The organism is Apibacter adventoris (assembly GCF_002964975.1).
GTDB lineage: Bacteria > Bacteroidota > Bacteroidia > Flavobacteriales > Weeksellaceae > Apibacter > Apibacter adventoris.
The window spans coordinates 27,463-51,778 of sequence record NZ_PSZM01000046.1; the positions used below are offsets into that span (position 1 = coordinate 27,463).

General features: G+C 28.9%; 22 protein-coding genes. 4 read left to right on the forward strand and 18 right to left on the reverse strand.

Annotated features, from left to right (window positions below):
* Nucleotides 1-690 carry a LexA family transcriptional regulator gene (locus tag C4S77_RS10660; protein WP_105247540.1) on the reverse strand — a complete coding sequence of 230 codons (690 nt, stop codon included), beginning with the start codon at nucleotides 688-690 and terminating at the stop codon, nucleotides 1-3.
* Between the two features lie 167 nt (nucleotides 691-857).
* The gene (locus C4S77_RS10665) at nucleotides 858-1,550 is read right to left on the reverse strand and encodes a helix-turn-helix domain-containing protein (protein WP_105247541.1); all 693 of its coding nucleotides are present in this window, start codon (nucleotides 1,548-1,550) and stop codon (nucleotides 858-860) included.
* Nucleotides 1,551-1,661: 111 nt separating this feature from the next.
* On the opposite strand from C4S77_RS10665, the gene C4S77_RS10670 reads away from it, so the two are divergent.
* Both C4S77_RS10670 and C4S77_RS10675 read left to right on the forward strand, forming a co-directional pair.
* Nucleotides 1,662-1,871 carry a hypothetical protein gene (locus tag C4S77_RS10670; protein WP_105191889.1) on the forward strand — a complete coding sequence of 70 codons (210 nt, stop codon included), beginning with the start codon at nucleotides 1,662-1,664 and terminating at the stop codon, nucleotides 1,869-1,871.
* A gap of 313 nt (nucleotides 1,872-2,184) precedes the next feature.
* Nucleotides 2,185-3,210, forward strand: coding sequence for a succinylglutamate desuccinylase/aspartoacylase family protein (locus C4S77_RS10675; protein ID WP_105247542.1), 1,026 nt, complete (start codon nucleotides 2,185-2,187; stop codon nucleotides 3,208-3,210).
* Nucleotides 3,211-3,254: 44 nt separating this feature from the next.
* Here C4S77_RS10675 and C4S77_RS10680 read toward each other — a convergent pair whose 3' ends face one another.
* From C4S77_RS10680 to C4S77_RS10695, 4 genes are all read right to left on the reverse strand, one after another.
* Nucleotides 3,255-5,054 (reverse strand): MutS family DNA mismatch repair protein, encoded by a 1,800-nt coding sequence (locus C4S77_RS10680; protein WP_105247543.1) that lies wholly within the window; start codon nucleotides 5,052-5,054, stop codon nucleotides 3,255-3,257.
* A gap of 367 nt (nucleotides 5,055-5,421) precedes the next feature.
* Nucleotides 5,422-7,827 (reverse strand): endopeptidase La, encoded by a 2,406-nt coding sequence (gene lon / locus C4S77_RS10685; RefSeq protein WP_105247544.1) that lies wholly within the window; start codon nucleotides 7,825-7,827, stop codon nucleotides 5,422-5,424.
* Nucleotides 7,828-8,006: 179 nt separating this feature from the next.
* On the reverse strand, nucleotides 8,007-8,360 hold the full coding sequence (locus C4S77_RS10690) for a T9SS type A sorting domain-containing protein (protein WP_105247545.1): 354 nt from the start codon (nucleotides 8,358-8,360) through the stop codon (nucleotides 8,007-8,009).
* 216 nt (nucleotides 8,361-8,576) lie between these two features.
* A complete protein-coding gene (locus C4S77_RS10695) occupies nucleotides 8,577-9,248 on the reverse strand; it encodes a ComF family protein (RefSeq protein WP_105247546.1) in 672 nt (223 codons plus the stop codon).
* Nucleotides 9,249-9,295: 47 nt separating this feature from the next.
* On the opposite strand from C4S77_RS10695, the gene C4S77_RS10700 reads away from it, so the two are divergent.
* On the forward strand, nucleotides 9,296-9,745 hold the full coding sequence (locus C4S77_RS10700; protein WP_105247806.1) for a 6-pyruvoyl trahydropterin synthase family protein: 450 nt from the start codon (nucleotides 9,296-9,298) through the stop codon (nucleotides 9,743-9,745).
* On the forward strand, nucleotides 9,718-10,509 hold the full coding sequence (locus tag C4S77_RS10705) for a UDP-2,3-diacylglucosamine diphosphatase (RefSeq protein ID WP_105247547.1): 792 nt from the start codon (nucleotides 9,718-9,720) through the stop codon (nucleotides 10,507-10,509). Before C4S77_RS10700 ends, C4S77_RS10705 begins: the two co-directional genes overlap by 28 nt.
* Nucleotides 10,510-10,517: 8 nt before the next feature.
* On the opposite strand, the gene C4S77_RS10710 is transcribed toward C4S77_RS10705, so the two are convergent.
* The 12 genes from C4S77_RS10710 to C4S77_RS10765 all read right to left on the reverse strand — a co-directional run bounded on the left by C4S77_RS10710 (nucleotide 10,518) and on the right by C4S77_RS10765 (nucleotide 23,993).
* Entirely contained in the window at nucleotides 10,518-11,033 is a 516-nt protein-coding gene (locus tag C4S77_RS10710; protein ID WP_105247548.1) for an acyl-CoA thioesterase, read from the reverse strand.
* Nucleotides 11,034-11,058: 25 nt separating this feature from the next.
* Nucleotides 11,059-11,457 (reverse strand): HU domain-containing protein, encoded by a 399-nt coding sequence (locus C4S77_RS10715; RefSeq protein ID WP_105247549.1) that lies wholly within the window; start codon nucleotides 11,455-11,457, stop codon nucleotides 11,059-11,061.
* Between the two features lie 22 nt (nucleotides 11,458-11,479).
* Complete coding sequence (locus tag C4S77_RS10720) at nucleotides 11,480-12,070, reverse strand: Crp/Fnr family transcriptional regulator (protein WP_105247550.1); 591 nt, start codon at nucleotides 12,068-12,070, stop codon at nucleotides 11,480-11,482.
* A 298-nt stretch (nucleotides 12,071-12,368) separates the two neighbouring features.
* Nucleotides 12,369-14,162, reverse strand: coding sequence for a translation elongation factor 4 (gene lepA, locus C4S77_RS10725; protein ID WP_105247551.1), 1,794 nt, complete (start codon nucleotides 14,160-14,162; stop codon nucleotides 12,369-12,371).
* A gap of 321 nt (nucleotides 14,163-14,483) precedes the next feature.
* Nucleotides 14,484-14,699, reverse strand: a complete 216-nt coding sequence (locus C4S77_RS13420) for a DoxX family protein (protein WP_395856411.1) — start codon at nucleotides 14,697-14,699, stop codon at nucleotides 14,484-14,486.
* The gene (locus C4S77_RS13425; protein ID WP_260209876.1) at nucleotides 14,626-14,898 is read right to left on the reverse strand and encodes a DoxX family protein; all 273 of its coding nucleotides are present in this window, start codon (nucleotides 14,896-14,898) and stop codon (nucleotides 14,626-14,628) included. The genes C4S77_RS13420 and C4S77_RS13425 overlap by 74 nt, the downstream gene beginning before the upstream one ends.
* A gap of 233 nt (nucleotides 14,899-15,131) precedes the next feature.
* Complete coding sequence (locus C4S77_RS10735; RefSeq protein WP_105191865.1) at nucleotides 15,132-16,076, reverse strand: AraC family transcriptional regulator; 945 nt, start codon at nucleotides 16,074-16,076, stop codon at nucleotides 15,132-15,134.
* A gap of 163 nt (nucleotides 16,077-16,239) precedes the next feature.
* Nucleotides 16,240-19,416 (reverse strand): carbamoyl-phosphate synthase large subunit, encoded by a 3,177-nt coding sequence (carB, locus tag C4S77_RS10740; protein WP_105247552.1) that lies wholly within the window; start codon nucleotides 19,414-19,416, stop codon nucleotides 16,240-16,242.
* 2 nt (nucleotides 19,417-19,418) lie between these two features.
* On the reverse strand, nucleotides 19,419-19,976 hold the full coding sequence (locus tag C4S77_RS10745; protein ID WP_146106108.1) for a hypothetical protein: 558 nt from the start codon (nucleotides 19,974-19,976) through the stop codon (nucleotides 19,419-19,421).
* A gap of 1 nt (nucleotide 19,977) precedes the next feature.
* On the reverse strand, nucleotides 19,978-21,051 hold the full coding sequence (locus C4S77_RS10750; RefSeq protein WP_105247554.1) for a carbamoyl phosphate synthase small subunit: 1,074 nt from the start codon (nucleotides 21,049-21,051) through the stop codon (nucleotides 19,978-19,980).
* A 300-nt stretch (nucleotides 21,052-21,351) separates the two neighbouring features.
* Entirely contained in the window at nucleotides 21,352-22,842 is a 1,491-nt protein-coding gene (locus C4S77_RS10755; protein ID WP_105247555.1) for a hypothetical protein, read from the reverse strand.
* A 275-nt stretch (nucleotides 22,843-23,117) separates the two neighbouring features.
* Nucleotides 23,118-23,993 carry an aspartate carbamoyltransferase catalytic subunit gene (locus tag C4S77_RS10765; RefSeq protein WP_105191855.1) on the reverse strand — a complete coding sequence of 292 codons (876 nt, stop codon included), beginning with the start codon at nucleotides 23,991-23,993 and terminating at the stop codon, nucleotides 23,118-23,120.
* Nucleotides 23,994-24,316: the final 323 nt, after the last annotated feature.

Consider the following 24,316-nt stretch of genomic DNA (forward strand, 5'->3'; position numbering starts at 1 on the left):
TTAATACAGACGAATACTTGCACGAATAAGAGCAAGAGTCTTAACCTTTTCCAGTGGTATATCCTGAGGCTCATACTGAGGATTTTCACAGGTCAATTTAATAGAATCTTTTCCTAATTCTGATTTTTGCAAATAACGAATGGTGAGAAAACTGTTATTTTCATCAATAACTATTTCTATTAGATACATTTCTCCCCAAAACATATTATCTTTAGAAACAATTTTAAAAGCAATAATATCTCCACTTTTAAAAAGAGGATACATTGAATCATTTCTTACATAAATAGCTCCATCGCAATTTGAAAGATTAGGAATTTTTATATAATTTGTGATAATGTTTTTTGAATTGAATATAGCGTCCTTAAGGCCAAGTCCTGTATCTAGATTATATAATGGAATGTTATGTAAATTTTCATTTGAAGAATCACGATTATATATAGGTTCGTTAACCTTTTGTTTTTTTATATCAAAATAAGAATTTTTATAATTTAACATGGGACCATTCCCTGTTAATAACCATTCAATATTTATTTCAGGACATTTTTTGTGTATCAATTGAGGTTTATAAGTATTTCGAGATTTCCAGTTTGAAAGAGTTTGAGATGAGATTCCTAAAAAACGAGCTAACTCAACATCTTTTTTAAAACCTAAATAAATCATGAGCTTATTGAAAATTTCCCTTTTATCCATATAAATACACACGAATTAAGTTCTTGAAAAGCAAATTCTGTTATTAAATTTATTTAAACAAATATAATAAAATTGTTTTGTTGTTACAACAATAAAACAGTTTTAAACTAGAAATGAAATATGGTGTGTTATCTATAAGTAGCAGAATTTAAAAATATTACATAGATTTAATTAAAACATATACTCGCCTGAATATAGGCTATAGAAATAATTTCATTAGAATTAAGTTCAGTTGTTTTATTAAAAGTATTTTTAGTTTGAAAAACAAAAACTTGTCTTTCAGGAATAAATTTTTCTAAAATTCTAATTTCAAACAATTTGTGTACTTTGTTGTTTATTATTTTTTCAGTTTCAATTAAGTACATTTTACCTGAAAGAGTTTCTTTTAGGGTAATATTTTTAAAAATAATAATATCACCTGCTTTAACAATCGGGAACATTGAATTATCTAAAACGTAACAAGCTGCATCAAAATCGGAAATACCCGGAATTCTTACAAATTTTAAAATCTTTGTCCATTGGGTTTTATTATTACATAAATCATGAAGACTTATACCGGAATCCAAATTATAAATAGGAATTTCAGTCTTATCCAAAGCATAAGAAGTAGAAGGCTCAGAAGCAATTATATTATCAACTAAATATTTAGGATAAACCTTGCATATATTTCCAGTTCCCGTAAGTAGCCAATCAGGGTTAATATCTTTACATTTACTATATATCAGTACAGGATCATACGTATTCCTAGCCTTCCAATTAGATAACGTTTGCGGAGAAATTCCTAAGAAATTAGCAAATTCTTTGTTTTTTCGAAATCCATAATGTTTTTTAATATCATTTAAAATACTGATTTTATCCATGTATAGTATAAAAAATAAACATTCCGTGTAAAATTATTTGTGTAAATAAACAAAATGTTTATATATTTGTTGAATGTTAAACAAATATATTAAAAATAATATAATATTGTTATGACAACCGAACAAATTAAAAAAAAGTTACAGGTTGGAGATTATATATTAGCATCTAAAATGCTTAAAACCACTCCTGAAAATGTTAGAACTCGTTTTAATAGGAATAAACCTGATGTTTTAGATGCTTTAAGTATTATTATAATTAATAGGGAAAATTTAATAAAAGAATATAGATTTAGGAAAATATCATCAGTAAAAGATGAATAAAATAATTATCAAATGTATGGCTAAAAAGAGATAATTGTATATTTAGTTTGAATTTTTAATGTTTGAACACAAAAAGAAGAGGTGCGTTAAGCATCTCTTCTTATCTTCATATAGAAGAACAATCAAATTTAACTTAAAAATAATAGATATAACCTTAATTATGAATAATAAAAAAAATTCTTAAAATAATCAAAGATTAAAAGTCTAGAAACAATCTTTACAGTAAAAGAATAATTTTGGTAGGTTTTTTGAAATGCACATATATTAGCAAATTTTTCTTAAAAAATTATTTTTATAAATATGTCAGATTGAAATGAAATACTTAATATCAGCCATAATACTATTTAGTATCGGATTTTTTATGAATGCACAAGAGTTTTTTTTTGAAAGCAAAAAAATTCCTTTAAATACACGTTTTGATACTTTAATAACAATAGGAGATACAGTTAAGACAGAAATTCCTGTAACAGTAATAAATGGAAAACAAAAAGGTCCCGTTTTAGGTATTATTACATGGAATCATGAGTACGATTATTCTCAAATTATAGCCATACAAAAATTAATACAAAAAGCGAATTCTCATGAGATAAAAGGAACCTTACTTATAGTTAACATCCCGAATGTTCCTTCTTTAATGAGCCGAGTTAGTTATGTTGATCTGATGAAAAGTAAAAATCTGAATAAAAGTTCTTCCAAGAATGAAAAAAAAACAGAACAAATAAGAGAATTTATTACAAAAAAAATTATAAATCGGTGTAATTATTTGGTACATATGTGCACAGGCGATGCTTATGATGATATAATACCATATGCCGGGTTTTATAATTATTATTCAGATGTTCAATTATCAGAAATAACTAAGGCAATGGCTCAAAACATGGGATTTAATTATGTAGTAGCTTTGGGAAATAATGAAAAAATTGCTAAAGATTCTATATATACCTCAAGAAAAGATAAATATCAACATATCCCAACAGTATTTATAGAATGTGGCAGTATGAGGCAGGAAGAGGGAAAAGAGGTACATGATCTTAACAAAGCTCTAAACAATTTAATGATATATTTGCAAATGCAACAAGGCGTAAAGTCTAATATTCCATCAATACTTATAGAAGAAAAAGAAAATATAATTAGTAATTCTGATGGAATTTTTTATTCAGATGTAAAAGCAGGAGATCATGTAAAAAAAGGACAAAAAATAGGATATATTACTGATTTTTTTGGAAATAAGCAAGAAGAAATAAAAGCGGTTGTTTCAGGAGTTGTACTATATAAAATAGGCACTCTGCCAGTAAAAAAAGGAGATCAGTTATTTGATATAGGAATCATTTATATGTAATGAATATAATGATTATATATCAGACTGTTATATAATTTAAAATTTTATAGTCCTGTGATTCCCATTTGTTTCATTAAAAAGGTAGCATTCATATTTTGTGCAATTCCTTCTCTGATTTTATAGGTAAAAGTTAATCGATTTTCAGTTATATCTGCTTCAAAACAATAATTTTTCACATTTTCAGGATATTCATTCTCCAAAGAACCCAATACAAGATCATGAGTAGCAATAATTCCATTTCCTTGTAAAGAGATCAGCTGTTTCATAAGAGCTAGAGATCCCTTTTGTTTATCTTCCGAATTAGTTCCTTTTAAAATTTCATCTAAGATAATGAATAAACGTTCTCCAGATTGCAATCGGTCTATAATCATTTTTAATCTTTTTAATTCAGAGAAAAAATATGACTCATTATCTGCCAAAGAATCTGTAGTTCGTAAATTAGTGAACAGATTCCCGGGATAGAATTCTAAAGAGGAAGCACAAACCGGTGCACCCATGCAGGCTAATACATGATTGATACCGATTGTTCTTAGATATGTACTTTTTCCAGCCATATTAGCTCCTGTTATAACTAGAAAATAAGAATCTTTATCAATAGAAACATTGTTTTTTACACAAGTATTTTCCGGAATAAGTGGGTGACCCAAATTTTTTCCTGTAAAAGTAAAATGTTCTGTAATTATTGTAGGATAAATATATTCGGGATGATTGAAAGCAAATATAGAAAGAGAACAAAGAGCATCCATATGCGCGGTAGATTCCATCCATTTAGGTATTTCATTTTGATATTTTTCCAACCATTTTTCCACTTTTATAGCATAGTTTACATTCCAGAACAAAACAGGATTAAAAAATAATATTACAGGATAAGAAAGACCCATATTTAAATTAGAGCAATACCTTTCTAATTTTTTAATAGCTAAAGATGCTTTTATTTGAGAATGTGTAAGATCTTGATTGGATGTAAGTAAAGTTGAATGGAATTTTTCATCTTCTATGATTTGTAAAAGTTGAGAATAAGTGGTAAGAATATCTGTTTTCTTATCAAAAATATCCAGAATAGAATTTATAGGTTTGATAGAGAAAGAGCTTATGGTAAATGTAACCAGCCATAAAGGAATAAAATAAATGGCAGAGATAAGTCCTGTTAGAAATAATATTAATAATACAATATAACTTAATGGAACTATATAGGTAAGAATAGCCCAAAATTTATTTTTATATAATAAGTTTTTATGAGAATAGGTTTCAGTTAATTTGGATGAATTATGGATTTCTTTTTGTGTAATTTTTCCCATAATTCTAAAATGTGTAATATATTTCAATTTTTTTGCCAGTTCCTGAATTGCTTTTTGATAACCTAATATAACCTCCCGATCTTTTTGCGGGAATAAAATACATCGGGCTAAATAATCTTTACCTGAAAAAGTTACTGTACGGTTTATAGATTGGAAGAAAGAACGATCTCCAAATAAATCTAAATCAAAACTATAACTATGTTCAGCCTGTATTTTTTCAGGGGCTCCATCAAAGGCTGAAAAATCATAATTTAGTCCTTTTAATTCATCTTCTGAAATCTCAATTAATGTTAAACTATATTTTTTTTTAAAAATTAGTTTTCCATAATAATTTAAAAGTAAAATAAATATAAAAAAGAAAAAAAGGGCTATAGCAATTGTTAATAAAGTATTGTTCCATGTTAAATAACATATTACGATACCTAAGGTAAGTGTAAGTAAACGGAGAGTTGCAATGATAAAAATTTGCTTTTTTAAAGGAATAAGTTTAGCTTTTTCTTCATCTATTGAATTTAAATAAAATTGTTTTATGTTAGCACCATTCATAGATCAAAGGTAAATAAAATAAAAATGATTTCTATTATATCATAAATAAAAGAGGAGTATCCAAAATAAGCATCTTTTATAGATAGAAAGTAAAGAAAATCACTTTATCTCATAATTCTGCTCCCAAGTTTATATTAAAAAATTATATATTAACTATATTTTCAATTTTTGTGATTAAAACCAATTAGGATAGGTTTGTTTTTTTATTAGAATAAAGTATATTCTGGTAAAATATAATTAAATTATATACACTGATGGAAAATTAAAGAATATGGGATGTCAACAAATATATCAACTATAAACATATTCATATATTAGAAATAAAAAAACACAAAAAAAGGCATAATTATTATTATGCCTTTTTATATTATATTGCCAGATTTATTACTTCAGACATTTGAGTTACATAATGTATGTTTAGTCCTTTTATATAATCGGGCTTTATTTTTTCAATATCTTTTTTATTTTCTTCACAAAGAATAACATCTGTAATTCCGGCTCTTTTTGCTGCTAATATTTTTTCTTTAATCCCTCCTACAGGAAGAACTTTTCCACGTAGAGTAATTTCACCTGTCATAGCCCACTTGGATTTTACTTTTTTTCCAGTAAAAGAAGAAACTAAAGAAGTAAGCATCGCAATACCTGCAGAAGGGCCATCTTTAGGAGTAGCACCTTCGGGAACATGAATATGTATATTGCTTTCTTCAATTATTTTTGGGTCAATAGAAAATTTTTTGTAATTAGCTTTAATATATTCCAATGCAATAGTTGCAGATTCTTTCATCACGTTACCTAAATTCCCGGTCATAGATAATTTTCCGGATCCTTTAGAAAGAATACTTTCAATAAATAATATATCACCACCTACTTGTGTCCAAGCTAAACCGGTAACTACACCAGGAACTATATTATTTTCAGATTCTTCAGGCATCATAGGAGGTCCTAATATTTCTTCAATTTTAGCCCTATTTACTTTTTTGTTATATTTCTGTTCTCTACTTATGGATAATGCAGTATTACGAATGATTTTAGCTATTTTTCTTTCTAAATTTCTTACACCAGATTCTCGAGTGTAGGCTTGTACTATAAATTCTATTTCTTTTTTGCCAATAGAAACATCTTTTTTATTTAGACCATGTTCTAATATCTGTTTAGGAAGAAGATACTTTGTGGCTATTTCTACTTTTTCTTCGATTGTATAGCCTGAAATATCTATAATTTCCATTCTATCTAATAATGCTGGTTGAATTGTAGATAAATTATTAGCAGTTGCTATGAACAATACTTTTGATAAATCATAGTCTACATCTAAAAAATTATCATGAAAAGTGCTATTTTGTTCTGGATCTAGCACTTCAAGCAATGCAGAAGAAGGGTCTCCATGACCGCTATTACTAACTTTATCAATCTCATCTAAAACAATAACAGGATTTGAAGTTCCTGCTTTTTTAATAGATTGTATAATTCTACCAGGCATGGCTCCTATATATGTTTTTCTGTGTCCACGAATTTCTGATTCATCATGCAAACCTCCTAAAGCCATCCTAATATATTTTCTACCTAACGCAGATGCTATAGATTTACCTAAAGATGTTTTTCCTACGCCCGGAGGGCCATAAAGACAAATTATAGGAGATTTCATATCTCCTTTAAGTCTAAGTACAGCCAAATACTCCAAAATACGTTCTTTTACATCTTCTAACCCAAAATGATCTTTATTTAAAATCTTTTCTGCATGATTAATATCGAAATTATCCTTACTGTATTTTTCCCATGGAAGATCTAGCATTAACTCTAAATAATTCCTTTGTACTCCATAATCAGGACTTTGGGAATTCATTCTGGCTAATCGATTTAATTCTTTTTCGAAATGTTCTTTTACGGATTTTGACCATTTTTTTTTAGCACATTTTGCTCTCATTTCTTCCAACTCAGCTTCATAAGAAACCCCTCCAAGTTCTTCTTGTATGGTTTTCATTTGCTGTTGTAAAAAATATTCTCTTTGTTGTTTATTAAGGTCAGTATTAACTTTATCTTGAATAGAATTTTTAAGAGTAATTTTTTGAAGTTCTAAATTTAAATGTTTTAAAGTCTGGGAAGCTCTTTCAAATAAATTTTGAATTTCTAATAAATGTTGTTTTTCATTGAGAGGAATATCCAGATTAGAGGCTACAAAATTTACCAACAAAGTATTGCCTTCAATATTCTTTAATGCAAAAGAAGCTTCAGAAGGTATGGCTGGATTTTCATGAATGGTTTTAATTGCTGTTTCCCTAAGACTTTCTAAAAGAGCATCAAAATGTTCTTTATCTTTAGGGGCTGTTTTATTCTTATCGTCCAGTAGGGTAACTTCTGCTTTAAGGTAAGGAGTGTCTTCTATAATACTATTAAGAGCAAATTTTCGGATTCCCTGTATAATAACCATTGAACTTCCGTCCGGCATTTTAAGTAATTTTAATATTTTACCTATAGTACCTACACTATGAAGATCTTCAAATTTAGGCTCATCTGTTTTATTGTCTTTTTGCGTAATTACGGCTATAATTTTATCAGACTTTTGCGCTTCTTGTAACAATTTTATAGATTTATCCCTTCCCGCAGTAACAGGTACAATAACTCCTGGAAATAGTACAACATTTCTTACTGGAAGTAAAGGAAGTACAGATGGAAATGATTCATTCATCATTTTATCTTCCTCGTCCTGACTCATTAAAGGAATAAATTCACTATCGTTTTGAATAACCTGATCTAATGACAAAGTGTCAAATTTCATTTCTTTTCTTTTAATTAATATGACAAAAATTAATAGATTAATAAGTATAATAATAAAATTTACCTATTAATAAATTTATTACATGGCTGATTATGTGTGTATTAATGTATATTGTCTAATTATTTGCGGTAGTAGAAAGTCAATTAATATGCCAAATAAATAAACAGGGTAGGGTAGAATTAGATTTTTATTAAAGTTAAAATTTCCATATATCCATCTAAATAAGAAACTTTAACAAAATATTTTCCAGTAGGTAATTTACTGATATTTATTTCCGGATTGTTGTTGTTATCTGTTATTTCTTTAGAAAGAACAGAACTACCTACCATAGATAAAATAGAAATATTTTTTAATTTACTTGAAGAGTAATTTTTTATAAATACAAAATCTTTCGCAGGATTTGGATATAATTTTGATTTTGTTACAGTTTTTTGTTCTAACCAATCCATACCCTTACTGTTAGGAAGCTCACTATTAGCAACAATAAGGTTTAAACAGAATAATATAAGTATAGAAGATAGAGTTTTTTTCATATACTACTAACGAAATATATTGCAAATATAAGAAAAAATGTTATAAAATAGAAAAATATTTTTTTAATAAATTAGGGGATTTTAATAGAAATCTCATTTAATTACTAATAAAAATATACTTTAATTTTTAAAATTCATAAAAAGAATATAGATTTAAATGATAAATAAAGTGAAAGTAAAAATAATATAAAAATTTAATTCATCAAACTTCAATAATTAGTTAGCTACAGCTAAAGTAAAAATACTTACTTGTGAAGTTTTAATTTTTAAAAGTTCTTCTGTGCAATATATTAACGTTGAACCGGTTGTTAAAACATCATCCACTAATAGAAAATGTGATTTTTTAGAATTTGTTCTTTGAAACGTATTTTTCATTCTTTCCATACGTTCATATTTTCCAGATTGAGTTTGAGATTTTAAATGGTAAATGCGTTTAAGAGTATAATCATCATATTCACAATTTAACAAATCAGCTAATCTTTTTCCACATAAAGTTAATTGGTTATAATTTCGATTTTTTAATCTTTTAGGATGTATAGGAACAGGAATTACGGTTTCTATTTTTTTTAAGAAAGGATTATCTTTATTATTTTGAAACCATATTTCAGCTAACCATTCACCAAGTTCAGGCATGTTTTTATACTTAAGGTGATGAATTAGTTTCTGTGTAATATTATTTTTAGTAAAATTTAATAAAGCAGAGGCAGATTCAATTTTTGTTATTAAATTTAATTTTTCACATAGATAGTTTTCATTATTTAAAATTATCCCTGTAAAAGGGAGTTTTGTTTTACAAACTTCACATAAATACAATTGTGATGAGGGAATAATAATTTCACAGTTAATACATTTTTTAGGGAATAACATATTAAGAACTTCTTGCCACATAATTTTTTTGATTTACCTTTGCTTAAATATAGAGAAATTATTGAGTGGTGATTCGACTAACAAAAATATTTACTTTTGAAACTGCTCATGCTTTATGGGGGTATGATGGTAAATGTAAAAATATTCATGGACATTCTTATAAATTGTATGTGACAATAAAAGGGATTCCTGTAGATGATCTAGATGATAAAAAAAACGGCATGGTGATGGATTTTAGTGATCTGAAATTAATAGTTAATTCTTTAATAATAGACCCTTTAGATCATGGTGTAGTATTAAATGCCCAATCGAAACACAAGGATTTAGGAGAAAGATTAATAGCAGAAGGACATAAAGTAATTTTTACCGATTATCAGCCTACTTGTGAGAATATGTTGATAGATTTTGCAAAAAAAATACAAGCAAAGCTTCCCCAAAACATATTGTTAGTCAAGTTAAAATTATATGAAACAGAAACTTCTTATGGAGAATGGAGACTGGAAGATCAAATGAAATAAATTTAGTAAAAGGAAAAAAAGTTTACTTTGCCTCTGACCAACATTTTGGAGCTCCTAATGAAAAAGATTCAAAAATTAGGGAAAAAAAGTTTATTAACTTTTTAGATAGTATAAAAGGAGATTGTCAGGTCTTATTTTTATTAGGAGACTTATTTGATTTTTGGCATGAATACAAAACGGTTGTACCTAAAGGATTTGTTAGAATTTTAGGCAAATTAGCAGAACTCTCAGATATGGGTATAGTTCTATATTTTTTTACAGGGAATCATGATTTATGGATGAGAGATTATTTGCAAAATGAATTGAGTATTATACTTTATACAAACGAACAGGAATTTGATATCAATAATAAAAAATTTTTTATAGCTCACGGAGATGGACTAGGTCCCGGAGATAAAAGCTATAAAACAATGAAAAAAATATTTACTAACCCATTGGCAAGATGGTTATTTCAATGGCTCCATCCTGATATAGGAGTAACTTTAGGGAATTATTTTTCCAGGAAAAATAAATTAATTAGTGGAGAAGAAGATATTAAATTTTTAGGAGAAGATAACGAATGGCTAATTGTATTTTCTAAAGAGAAATTAAAAGACAAAAAAATTGATTATTTTATTTATGGTCATCGTCATCTGCCTATGGATTTACCAATAGGAGAACAAAAACAAAGCCATTATGTTAATCTTGGAGATTGGATTTCTTATTTTACTTATGCGGTTTTTGATGGAGAAAGCTTAAAATTGTTAACATACAATGATAATTAAATTTATGATTAAAACTTTTTTAAAAGCTTTTTAAGTTCATAAGCCTCTGAAGGTTTAAGTCTTCCTGACAATAGCAAAGAAAGTTCTCTCCTTTGTTTTGCTCCTTTATATCTAAAAATTTCTTCCTCTGTTTCCGGTATCAATTCAGGAACTTTTTGTGGTTTCATATTTTCATCTAAAGCCACAAAAGTATAAATACCCTCGTTAGATTTTATTTTAGTTTGATTTAAAGGGTTTTCAACCCATATGTCTGCAAAAATCTCCATAGAACTGCCAAATACACGTGAAACTTTGGCTATTACTTCTACAGTGCTGCCTAAAGGTATAGGCAAGGAAAAAGAAACATGATTTACGGAAGCGGTTACCACTCTAGCTTCAGCATGCCTTTGAGCTGCAATAGCACATGCTCTATCCATAAGGGCTAATAAATCTCCACCAAACATATTATTACAAGTATTAGTTTCATTAGTAAGCACTATTGTTGTCATAATAGTTCGCGAATCAGAAGGAGATTTAGATTTCATAAAAGAGAAAATAAATAATAAATTCTTAAATGACAGGTAACCCAAAATTTTTAAAATTAACAATACAATTTTCGAACATTTTAAAAGATATTTTTTCCTTATCAGAAGTAAAAACTCCAAAACATTCTAAAAATAATTGTTTTTTATCTTTTAAAATATCTTTCCATTGGGATAAAATCAAACCATATTCTTCCCTCACTTGGTTTTCTTCAATAGATTCTAAGCTAGAGATTTTTTTGAAAATAGTTTCATTTTTAATATCATATTGTTGAGAAAATACAATTGAATAATAGGGAGGGAATATTTTTTTTGTAGTATCATCTATTGTTACAGAATTAAATGTGAGTTGAAATTTACCTAATGAAGGAAGTGTAATTACGTGTTCATTTTCTAATATTTGAATTATATGGGATATTAGATTCATAAATTTAATTAATAGTTAAATTTTATTTTGATTTTCTGTTTTTAATTTTTTTTTTCATAAAACTAAAAAATTCCGGAGTTACTCCAATATATGAAGCAATATATTTTTGCGAAATTTGATCTTTAAGGTCGGGGAATTTTTCACAAAAATCTAAATATCTTTCTTCTGCAGATAAACTTAAAATTTCATTTAATCGGTTACGTAAAAAAATTATAGATTTTTCTAATCCCTCATTATAATATTTTTCCAATTTAGAGTATTTTTTTATAGATTCCTCTTTTGCTTCTTTTGTCAAAATTAATATTTCTGAATCCATTGCTGCTGAAATATTAAATTTTGTCGGTTTATTATATAATAAACTTTCATTGTCTGATATCCACCAACCTTTAGATGAAAATTGTATTACATGTTCTATACCTTTTTTGTCTATAATATAACTTCGTAAACATCCGGAAATTATAAAATAATAATTATTTTCAATTACATCTTGTTTTAATACATATTCTTTTTTATTTACTTTTTTGAATTTTAATATTGACTTCAAATAATCTTTTTCCTCTTTGTTTAAAGAAACGGTTTCGTTTACTTTTTCTAATATCTTGTCAAACATCATAATAAAAATCTTAGAAAGCCTAATTTAAAACTTTTTTTTAATATATGTTTTTTTATATCATAATATTTAATAAAAAAATAATCAGCAAATTAATCCATATTAACTTTTAATTTTTTATCAAATATTATGATAGATTAATTTTTTTTAAAAGACTTAAATAAAGAAACGAAAGTAATTGCATGGAAATTAACAATTACTTCCAAAATATGTGGATAGATATTATATATGTGGATAGATATTATATAGTAAAATTATTAAAATAGCTTTTATATAGCCTTAAAAAGCTTATTTTTTTACTCTAATTTAATTTTAATACAGCCAAAAAAGCAGATTGAGGAACTTCTACCCGGCCTATTTGACGCATACGTTTTTTCCCTTCTTTTTGTTTTTCCAACAATTTTCTTTTTCGTGAAATATCTCCACCATAACATTTAGCTGTAACATCTTTTCTTAATGCTTTAATAGTTTCACGAGCTATTATTTTTGCTCCTATTGCAGCCTGAATTGGAATATCAAACTGTTGTCTGGGAATAAGTTCTTTTAACTTTTCACACATTTTTTTCCCGATGGAATAAGCGTTGTCTTGATGGATAAGTGCAGATAAAGCGTCTACAGGCTCTCCGTTAATTAGTATATCTACTTTTACTAATTTAGAAGCTTGCATTTTCGAAGGGGCATAATCAAAAGAAGCATATCCTTTTGATATTGTTTTTAATCGATCATAAAAATCAAAAACTACCTCTGCTAAAGGCATTTCAAACCATAATTCAACCCTGTCGGTTGTTAGATAGGACTGATTGGTGAGTTCTCCTCTTTTTTCAATACAAAGGGTCATAACAGCACCTATAAAATCTGCTTTAGTAATGATAGATGCTTTAATATACGGCTCTTCTACACGGTTGAGCAAAGTGGGTTCTGGTAATTCTGAAGGGTTATGTACAGCAATTGCTTTTTCTGGAGCTTTATTTAAGTAAGCATTATAAGATACATTAGGTACAGTGGTAATTACTGTCATTTTAAATTCTCTTTCTAAACGTTCCTGAATGATTTCCATATGTAACATTCCTAAAAAACCACATCGAAAACCAAAACCTAAAGCCGCAGAGGATTCTGGTTCAAAAACAAGAGAAGCATCATTGAGCTGTAATTTTTCTAAAGCACTTCTTAATAATTCGTATTCTTCAGTGTCTACGGGATAAATACCTGCAAAAACCATGGGTTTTACTTCTTCAAATCCTGAAATTGCTTCAGAGGCTGGATTTTCTACAGATGTAATAGTGTCTCCCACTTTAACTTCGCGGGCTTCTTTAATTCCACTCACTATATATCCGACATCTCCACATTGAATGATTTTTTTAGGAATTTGATTTAATTTGAGTGTGCCTATTTCATCAGCATCATAGTCTTTTCCTGTTGCCATAAATTTTACTTTTTGACCTTTTTTTATGTTCCCGTTTATAATTTTAAAGTAGGCTTCAATTCCCCTAAAGGGATTAAACACAGAATCAAAAATTAAGGCTTGTAATGGAGCTTCAGGATTTCCTGAGGGAGAAGGAATTCTTTCTACAATTTGCTCAAGCAATTCAGATACTCCTTCACCGGTCTTTCCACTTGCACGGAGGACCTCTTCTGGTTTACACCCTAAAAGATTAACGATTTCATCAGTAACCTCTTCAGGATTAGCAGAAGGCAAATCTATTTTATTTAATACCGGTATAATTTCTAAATCATGTTCTAAGGCTAAATATAGATTAGAAATGGTTTGAGCCTGAATGCTTTGCGCGGCATCTACAATTAATAAAGCACCTTCGCACGCAGCGATAGAGCGCGAAACTTCATATGAGAAATCTACATGCCCAGGAGTATCAATCAAATTCAGAATATATTTTTCACCTTTATGCTCATATTCCATTTGTATGGCATGGCTTTTAATTGTAATTCCTCGCTCACGTTCTAAATCCATATCATCCAGTGTTTGTTCTTGAAGTTCTCTGTCTGAAATAGTTTTAGTTTGTTGTAAGAGACGATCTGCTAATGTGCTTTTTCCATGATCTATATGTGCAATAATGCAAAAATTTCGGATATTCTTCATATTGAGTGTACAATAATGCAAAAATACATTTTTTATATATATAATTTTTAAGGTTTTTTAGGGTAGTAAATTCTTTAAGAATTATTATTTATAGGGATTTATATAATTAAATGTGACACTAAACGTGTAATTCATGTCCTATAGTAATGATTTTATATATCATAAAAATAAAAAGGATAACACTTCATTATAGATAATAAAAAAAACAAGTTTTTATTTTTTATATTCATAATTTAAATATTTTATGAGGAATAAATATTTCTTTTGTTTAAATCTTTTAATGATTACTTGGCCAATTTCCTATATTTATACAGTATTATATTACATTAATATTCCTTTATTTCCTTTATATAAGCTATATTTCCCGGATCCTAAGAAAAATATGGATAAAGAAGCAAGAAGGTAGAATATATTGAGTTCTCCTGCTAATCCTCCATTTTCGGAAATGTTAAATATATTCATTTCATGAACTAAATAAATTGTCATAATCATGGTGAAGGCAACTAATAAGGAAGATATACGAGTAAATATTCCCAATATAATAAAAATGGGAGCTATAATTTCTCCTACTTGGAACTCCGAGCCATAAGATGGAAGGAAGTCCTTTTTTTTCTAACATAATTTTAATAAAATCATGCCCATGAATTAGTTTATAAATTCCGTGAAAAATCATTAATCCTCCTACGGAAATTCTTATAAGTAATTTTCCAAAATCCTGATTTATTCCTTTTGTCATTTTTTTTTAAGTTTAAAGATTAATACTATCCAAAAATAAAAATTTTTATTGTATAGTTTTCTTATCTTTTGTTAATAAATTGAGATTTTTTTAATGTATAGATAAGGCTTAATAAATATATTGAATTTTTGTTTTGTGGTATGCTAAATAATTTATGAAAAATAGAGAGAATAGTATATAAAGTACACAAGCTGAATTATTTATATTATTCAGCTTGTGGGGAATTTAATTTTCTACAATGGTTTTATAGGTATACATATGTCTAGTATAAATTTTTTTTCAGGATGTTCATCATGATTGTTATGATAGAGTTCATAACTACAAGATCCTGCTGGTTGGTAACCACTTTCGGTTAGCCAAAGACACATGGTATTCCATGACTTTTCAAATTCGTTATCTTTAATTTCAAAATGTCCTACTGCATAGTTCCCTCCAGGAATTATAGATTTACCTATTTCTCCTTCTACTTTTACATCATTTTCAACAGTAATGCAAGCATCTTGACGTACTTTTTCTATATCAGTAACTGAAGGATCGTCTTGATATACAGTTACAGTTTTAGTAGTGGGAGTGATAAGATTTTTAGGAGTTGCCCATTTGAAAAGTTTGTCATAAGCCTGACCTATTTTATTGAATGCACCCACATGTCGACAATAAATAAGATGTAATTCAGGCATTTGTTTGATTTCGATTTTTGTGTTCATTATTACTAATTCATTTTGTTTTATGTAGCAAATATGATCACTTTTTTCTTCTATATTTTTGCTTATCTTGCTAACAAGTTTGCCATTCTTGCTATATCGGATTCCATTTTTAATAAATATAGCTTTATCTAATTTTCTAAATTCTTTGGCGTTTATTTTAAAATAGGATTTAAAAGCTCTGCTAAATGAAGATATATTTGTAAATCCGTATTGGAATGCAATTTCTTGGATTGAGTCTTTCGTGTTATTTTGTAGATGAGAAGCGACCTTTTCTAATCGTATCCGCAAAAGGAAATGTTTGGGCGTTTCTCCGGTAATAAATGTAAATATTCTATGAAAATGATATGGTGAGAATAATGCTATATTTGCCATTACTGAAAGATCAATAGTAGAATCTATATTATTATTAATGTAATCCATTACCCAATTTATACGGGCAATATATACTTGTTTGCTCTCTTCCTTAGAAACCATAATACTATAGTATAAATTTAGTATTTATACGTATATAATTATTTACAAATCTTGCTAAATTAATTTATAGGGTAAAGTAAATGAATATTATAGTTCAATAAATTTTTTAATAAAAAAAGCCCTATATATAGGGCTTTTTCTTAAATTGAATTTTAATATCTTTTTAAAAAGGTTTAATGTCACAACTGATAGATTCTAGTACCTGAATAACAGCAGCTGTAGTATCTAATGAAGTGAAACAAGCCACACTATTTTCCACCGCATTTCTTCGGATTAAGAATCCGTCTTCCTGAGCAGTTCCATCATTGGAAAGTGTATTAATTACAAATTGAGCTTTTCCTTGTTGCATAATTTTTACAATATTATTTTCTTCACTTTCCAATTTATTTATTTCAACTACAGGAATATTATAATTACGAAAATATTTAGCAGTTCCTTGCGTTGCCATAATGGTATATCCTATATTATAAAATCTTTTAGCCAAAGGAAGAGCTTCTGCCTTATCTTTATCTGCTACTGTAAATATGGCATTCCCTAATATAGGGATATTGATATGGCTGGCTCGCAATGCTTTGTATAGGGCTCTTTCATAAGTAATATCTCTTCCAATTACTTCTCCGGTAGATTTCATTTCAGGACCTAAAGTGATATCAACTGCACGTAATTTAGCAAAAGAAAATACAGGGGCTTTGACATAAATATTATTGGTTTCCGGATAACAATCCATAGCTAGTCCTTGATCTTTCAAAGATTTTCCTAAAACTGCTTGAGTTGCTACTTTTGCTAATGGAATTCCTGTTACTTTACTCATGAAAGGAATCGTTCGACTAGAGCGCGGGTTTACTTCCAGAACATAAATTTTTCCTTTCATTAAAACAAATTGAATATTCATTAATCCCACAATTTTAAAACCTTTGGCAAGCGCCTGAGTTTGTCTTATAATTTCTTTTTTTTCATCTTTAGATAAAGTTTGTGTAGGATATACGGCAATTGAGTCGCCTGAATGTACACCGGCTTTTTCAATATGTTCCATAATGCCCGGAATAAAAACATCTAAACCATCACATACAGCATCTACTTCTATTTCTTTACCTACTAAATATTTATCTATTAATATGGGTTGTTTTTCATGTACATTGATTGCTTCCTTCATGTATCTTTCCAATTCGGAATTTTCATATACAATTTGCATAGCTCTTCCACCTAAGACATAGGATGGACGTATTACAACCGGATAACCTATTGTATTTGCAACTTTTAAAGCTTCTTCTAAATTAAAAACAGTATCTCCTTTAGGCCGGGCAATATTTAATTCATTTAATTGTTCTTCAAATTTTTTCCTATCTTCAGCTCTGTCAATATCTTCTACTGTAGTTCCCAGAATTTTCGCTCCGGCATCTACGGCTGCTTGTGCTAGATTAATCGCAGTTTGTCCCCCAAATTGAACAAAAACTCCATCAGGTTTTTCTAAATCTATTATAGAAGTAATAGATTCTCTGGTTAGAGGTTCAAAATAAAGTTTATCTGAAATACTGAAATCTGTAGATACTGTTTCAGGATTACTATTAATAATTATAGCTTCATATCCAGCTTCCTTAAGAGATAAAACACTATGAACGGTAGCATAATCAAATTCTACTCCTTGTCCTATCCGTATCGGACCGGAACCTAAAACAATTACTTTTTTCCGGTTTGTACGTATGGATTCATTTTCTGATCCATATGTACTGTAAAAGTAAGGGGTTTCAGAAATAAATTCAGCTGCACAGGTATCAACCATTTTATATACAGGGACTATATGCTTTTCTTTTCTTATTTCATATACTTCTTTCTCTTTTATGTTCCATAATTGAGCAATTTCCCAATCTGAAAAGCCATACTTTTTAGCCTTAGCCAGTATTTCTGTATTTTGAGGATTATTTTTTAATTCTTTTTCTAGATCTATAATATGTTGAAGTTTGGCAAGGAAGAAGATATCAATTTTTGTAACTTCATATATTTTTTGAATACTAATTCCATTTCTCAGCGCTTCAGCTATTAAGAACAAACGTTCATCATCTGCTTTTTTCAATCTTTCATCAAGTGTAACAATATTAAAAGGTTCCATATCTTTTTTGTGCAGATGTAAACAACCAATTTCTAATGACTGTACAGCTTTTAATAAAGATTCTTCCAAGGTAGTACCGATAGCCATAACCTCACCTGTGGCTTTCATTTGAGTACCTAAATGTCTGTTTGCACTTTGAAATTTATCAAATGGCCATCTGGGAATTTTGGCCACAACATAATCCAATGAAGGTTCAAAACAAGCATAAGTAGTGTTGGTTACCGGATTTTTCATTTCATCTAATGTAAGGCCTACTGCAATTTTAGCAGCTAGTTTTGCAATTGGGTATCCGGTGGCTTTAGAGGCTAATGCGGAGGATCGGCTAACCCTTGGATTCACTTCAATTACAATGTATTCTCGGCTAAAAGGATCTAAAGCGAATTGAACATTGCACCCTCCTTCTATTTTTAAAGCTCGTATTATTTTTAACGCTGAATTTCTTAATAACTGGTATTCTTGGTCTGCTAAAGTTTGGCTGGGAGCAAAAACGATGGAATCTCCGGTATGGATGCCGACAGGATCAAAGTTTTCCATATTACATACCACAATTGCATTATCATTAGCATCGCGCATTACTTCATATTCAATTTCTTTATATCCGGCGATGCTTTTTTCAATCAAACATTGGTGAACCGGGCTGTATTTTAATCCGGATTCTGTTATTTCTATTAATTCTGTTTCATTTTCAGCAATTCCTCCTCCTGTTCCACCTAAAGTAAAAGCAGGTCTTACAATAATGGGATAGCCGATCTGATTAGCAAAGTCTATGGAAGCTTTTACTTCATTGACAATTACACTTTCGGCAATAGGTTCATTAATTTTTTCCATTAATTGTTTAAATAAGTCCCTGTCCTCTGCTTGTTCAATGGAAGAGAGTTTGGTCCCTAATATTTCCACATCATATTGATTTAAAGTTCCTGCTTTTGCTAATTCAACCGCAAGATTTAAACCGGTTTGCCCACCTAAAGAAGGAAGTAATGCATCGGGGCGCTCAAGGGCAATAATCTGTTGAAGGAAATCCAGAGTAAGGGGCTCCATATATACTGTATCTGCAATTTCTCTGTCAGTCATAATAGTAGCCGGATTGGAATTTACCAGGACTACTTTATAACCTTCTTCCTTTAAAGCTAAACAAGCTTGTGTTCCTGCATAGTCAAATTCAGCAGCTTGACCTATTATTATAGGGCCTGATCCGATTACCAATATTTTATTTATATCTGTGCGTTTTGGCATTTTTAATTTTTATTTGGAATTGAAATTTCTAATTTTTTTTCAGGTAAGGTTATTATTTTTTCTTTATTTATTAATTGAGGTTTAATTCTTTTGTTAACCGTATCAAATATTTCAGTTTTTCTAATATAACTAAATTGTATCTTTTTTACATCTGAAGGTAATTTTTCCTTAGATGTCTGTATAAGTAAAATTTGTTTATACATGCCCATAACATCAGAGCCTACTTTACCTACACTTCTGGTAGAGGGAGAAATATTTATATTCATTATATCTCCATGAATTTCTTTATTTATGGTAAGGGCACATAAATCATATTCAGTAGTTCCTTTGTTTAGCAAAAAGAATAATAAATTGTAGTTAATCAGGTATTTATCTGGTTTTATTTTTTCTATGGAAATAATCAAAGAATCTGAATATTTTTGATTTGCATCAGGTTTTAAATAAGAAATAGTCTTTTTTATATTTTTTGTTTTAGGACAGTTCATAAAACCATTTAGACAGTTCATAAACAATAAAGCACTTATAACCAAGCAAGTAATAAAAAACAGGATTTTTTTCATTTTAGTTATTCTTAAACTCTTCGATCATAGACATGAATCTGTTAAACAAGTATTCATTATCATGAGGTCCCGGACTGGATTCCGGGTGATATTGCACGGTAAAAGCCCAGTTCTCTTTATCTTGTAGTCCTTCAATAGTTCCGTCATTCAAAGCCCGATGCGTTACTTCAAGTGAGGTGTTTTTCAAAGAATCTTCATCTACTACATATCCATGGTTTTGAGAGGTTATATGAACTCGATTCGTAGCTAGTTCTTTTACCGGATGGTTAGCCCCTCTATGCCCGAATAACATTTTGTAAGTTTTAGCTCCATGAGCAAGTGCATATAGTTGATGTCCAAGACATATTCCAAACATAGGGACTTTTCCACTTAGTTCTTTTATTGTATTAATAGAATCTAATAATTCTTCCGGGTTTCCCGGTCCATTAGATAACATGATTCCATCGGGATTCAGTTCTAATATAGATTGAGCATCTGTATTATAAGGAACTACCACAATATCACAATGTCGTCGATATAGTTCTTTCAAAATACTCTTTTTCATGCCATAATCTATTAAAACAACCCTGTATCCTTCAGCAGGAGCACTATAGGGTCTTGGGGTAGATACTTCGGGTACATGATGTTCCAGCGTAGTATTTTGTAATTTTTTTACTACTTCTTCAGTACATTCATTATCATTACAAAACTTTCCTTTCATACTTCCTTTAGATCTTATGGTTTTTACTAAGGCACGAGTATCTATTCCGCATAATCCAGGGATATTTTGTTTTTTTAAGAAAGCATCAATGTTCATCTGGCTTTGCCAGTGAGATTCTGTTTGTGCATATTCATGCACAACAATTCCACCAACAAAAGGGTTCAGCGATTCAAAATCACTCGGATTAATTCCGTAATTACCTATTAAAGGATAGGTGAAAACAATAATTTGTTTGTGAAATGATGGGTCGGACATGGTTTCCTGATAGCCGGTCATTCCTGTAGTGAAAACAACTTCTCCAACAGTAAACTGGGCGCTACCAAAACCATTGCCGCTAAATTCCATTCCATTTTCTAATACTAATTTTCGTTTCAAGATACTTTTCTATTATTTATTGTTATATTTTTTATTAAAAAAAACTAAAAAAAAACACCTTGTTTTCCAAGATGTTTTTTTTAATTATTTATATAAACTCCTCCTAAAGGAGTGTCTCCTTTTCGTTTGTGTATTTCTGAATAAATGTATATTGTTGAAATTATTATTTCTTTTTTAAGAATAGGTGTTATTATATTACACTGATAAAACATTTATTTTTTTTAGTTACCGAATCGGTAGTTCTTTGAACTGAATAAAATCTTACAAAGATAATATTTATTGTGTTATTTTCCAAAAAAATTAAAAATTATAATAATTTGCTCCTGATGCAGGAGCTTTATAAAGTGTTCCATAGGTTCCTCCTATTTTTAGTTGTCCGGTAGAACCTGTATATAAATTTATGGGTGTTTCTGACATACTAATAGTGCTACTAGATACTCCTTTTTCTCCTATTTTGATTATGGAATTAAAATATAAATTAATATCACCTCCCCCAGTCATTACAGTTTTTCCAGAAGAAGAGATTCCGATGAAGCTATTGGAAATTGATTCAATGCATTCAGCTGGAGAGGGAGAATAAATGACAATATTATTACCACCGGAAATATTTATTTTAGAATTATCTGCTTTTATAATTTTTCCTCGAAGATCTAATTCCATATTTTTAATATTTACCGATGAATAATTTATGTCAAAAACACTATTTGGAGGTATATTAGTATTTTTTAGAGTTGAACCCATATCTCCTTTTTCAATATTTAAATAACTATTTCCATTTAAATTAAAACTACCTTTATTATTTAAATCAATAGTATTCACATTTATAATATTCATATTGGAATTATTCGATATAGAAAATAGATCGTCTATTAAGAGATCTCCGCCAAATCCGTCTATAGCTAAATTACTATTATTAGTTAGATTTGTAGTTGTCTTAAAGTTTGTTTTTATTGTGTATCCCTTTTTTCCACTGATATTAAATGAACTTTTGTCATTTATATTAAATATTCCATTTATGGTTAGTTCTTTGGCCTGTATGTAGAAACTGGAATAAGAAACATTATGATTATCGTTGGAAAGAATGATACGTCCTGTGCCCTGAGTATTAAAAATTTTAATATTAGAGTTGTAAATATTTAATGAGCCAAGTTCTACATCTCCATTAAATAGATGAGTTATGGTAAGATTGGAATTAGTTAGATTTAAAGAACCAATAGTGAGTGGGCCGTTAGTTTCAGCGGTAATTTTAAACTTGGGTATTTCACCATTTGCAGAAAGACTTCCTAAGTCTGTTGATATGCTGCAAGTGAAGGTTAATTCATCTCCTCCGTTTTGGTTGGGTATTTTTTTGGCTTCCCCATTATAGGCCGCCTGTAAAGAAGGGTAATCATAAGGTTTTCCTGAATTACTGGAAACTCCTGTTCCTACAGTTACATTTCTTCTTCGTAGTTCTCTCAGGGTAAATGGAGTCCATTTGTTGGCAGTGGCATCCCAGTAATGGTATCCGATTGCATTAATAGATGACATTCTTGGGTCTGTGGATAAAGTATCAGATAAATTGATTAAGTATATTATTGCTCCATTTTGGTTGGTTTTATATAGCTGTTTATCTATTGTTTGCTTTTTTAGTTGGGAATAGGTTAAACGTGGGGGAATAAGACCGCTTGGAGCATTATCAATATTTATTGCTGTTACATCTAAGGTTGCTTGTGGGGATGTGTTATTGACCCCTACCTGAGCATTTATGAATGTAAATAAAAAAGAAATTAATAAACAAATAATTTTTTTCATGAGTATAAATTTTATAATTATTTTCGCCAATAGCAAATATATAATTTATTTTTATAATAAACTGGTATAAAAATACTTTTTTTATGTAATAAAAGGCATAATAACTTGTAAAAAGTATATTTATTATTAAATTGATTAGGTAGAGCAATATGCTTTTAAAAGGAGATATGTAGTTTTTTTGATATTTTAAATAAAAAAATTTAAAATAAAATCCGGGAATTATTGTTAATTTCCGGATTTGTGGATTTGAGGGAGTATGTAAGAAGTTTACATCTTTAATAATTGAATACATAATTTAGTACAGCTATCCTGGCAAAAACTCCATTGGTCATTTGCGTGAATATTCTGGATTGCCGAGATTCAATCAGGTCTTCATCTATTTCTATATTTCTATTAATAGGTGCAGGATGCATAATTATGGCAGATGGTTTCATTTTATTAGCTCTCTCTTTGGTCAGTCCATATTGTTCCAGGAAATGGCTTTCATCATAGGTTTGAGTATGCCTTTCATTTTGATTCCTTAATAGCATAACAACATCTGTTTCTTTAATTACCGAATCTAGTGACGTATAGGAGCCCATAGTCATTCTGGAGTCTCTCCAAAATTCAGGAGTAGCAAAATTAATTTTAGCGCCTAAACGTTGTAAAATTTTGGCATCGGAGTGAGCAACTCGACTATGTACCACATCTCCAACAATTGTTATGTTTAAATCTTTAAAAGATCCAAATTCTTCTTGGATGGTAACGAGATCTAGTAAGGATTGAGTAGGGTGGTCTCCGCAACCATCGCCTGCATTTATTATTGGTATATGAAGACGGTGTATTAAGTCTTCGTAAAAACGGTCTTGTATATGTCTTATTACAAAACATTCTACACCAATTGAATTTAATGTTTTTACCGTATCATATAAAGTTTCTCCTTTTTTTATGCTTGAACTTTCTGCATCAAAATAAATAATTTCCATGCCAGTTTTTTTTTCAGCCATTTCAAAACTTAATTTTGTACGAGTACTGTTTTCAAAAAATAAGTTTGATATATAGTGGTTAGAAAGATTTGGATAGGCTTTTTTCTTTTTATAACAAATAGCATCGTCTATAAGTTCTAATACAAGTTCGGGATTTAAATTTTCTAATGAAATAAAGTTATTCATGTTTAAAGAAATTTAATTTAATGTTTTTTTTAAGAGTAAAGTTAATAGAAAAAAAATATATATCTATGTTTCTGTGGGTAAATGATATAAATGATAATTTTAAAAAAATTAAAATTTTAATATCTCTTCATTTGATAATTTTTAGGAGATACTACAGATTTAAATGTTAAAATTTCATTTTTAGAGTTGATTTGTTATTATATAACAAGGTAATGTATAGTATAGTTTGATGTGTTGTAATCTAAATATTAGAAATAGAGATAAAAATAATAATATAAATATAAATATTTAAGTCTTTAAAATTATTTAATAGATTGTTTTTT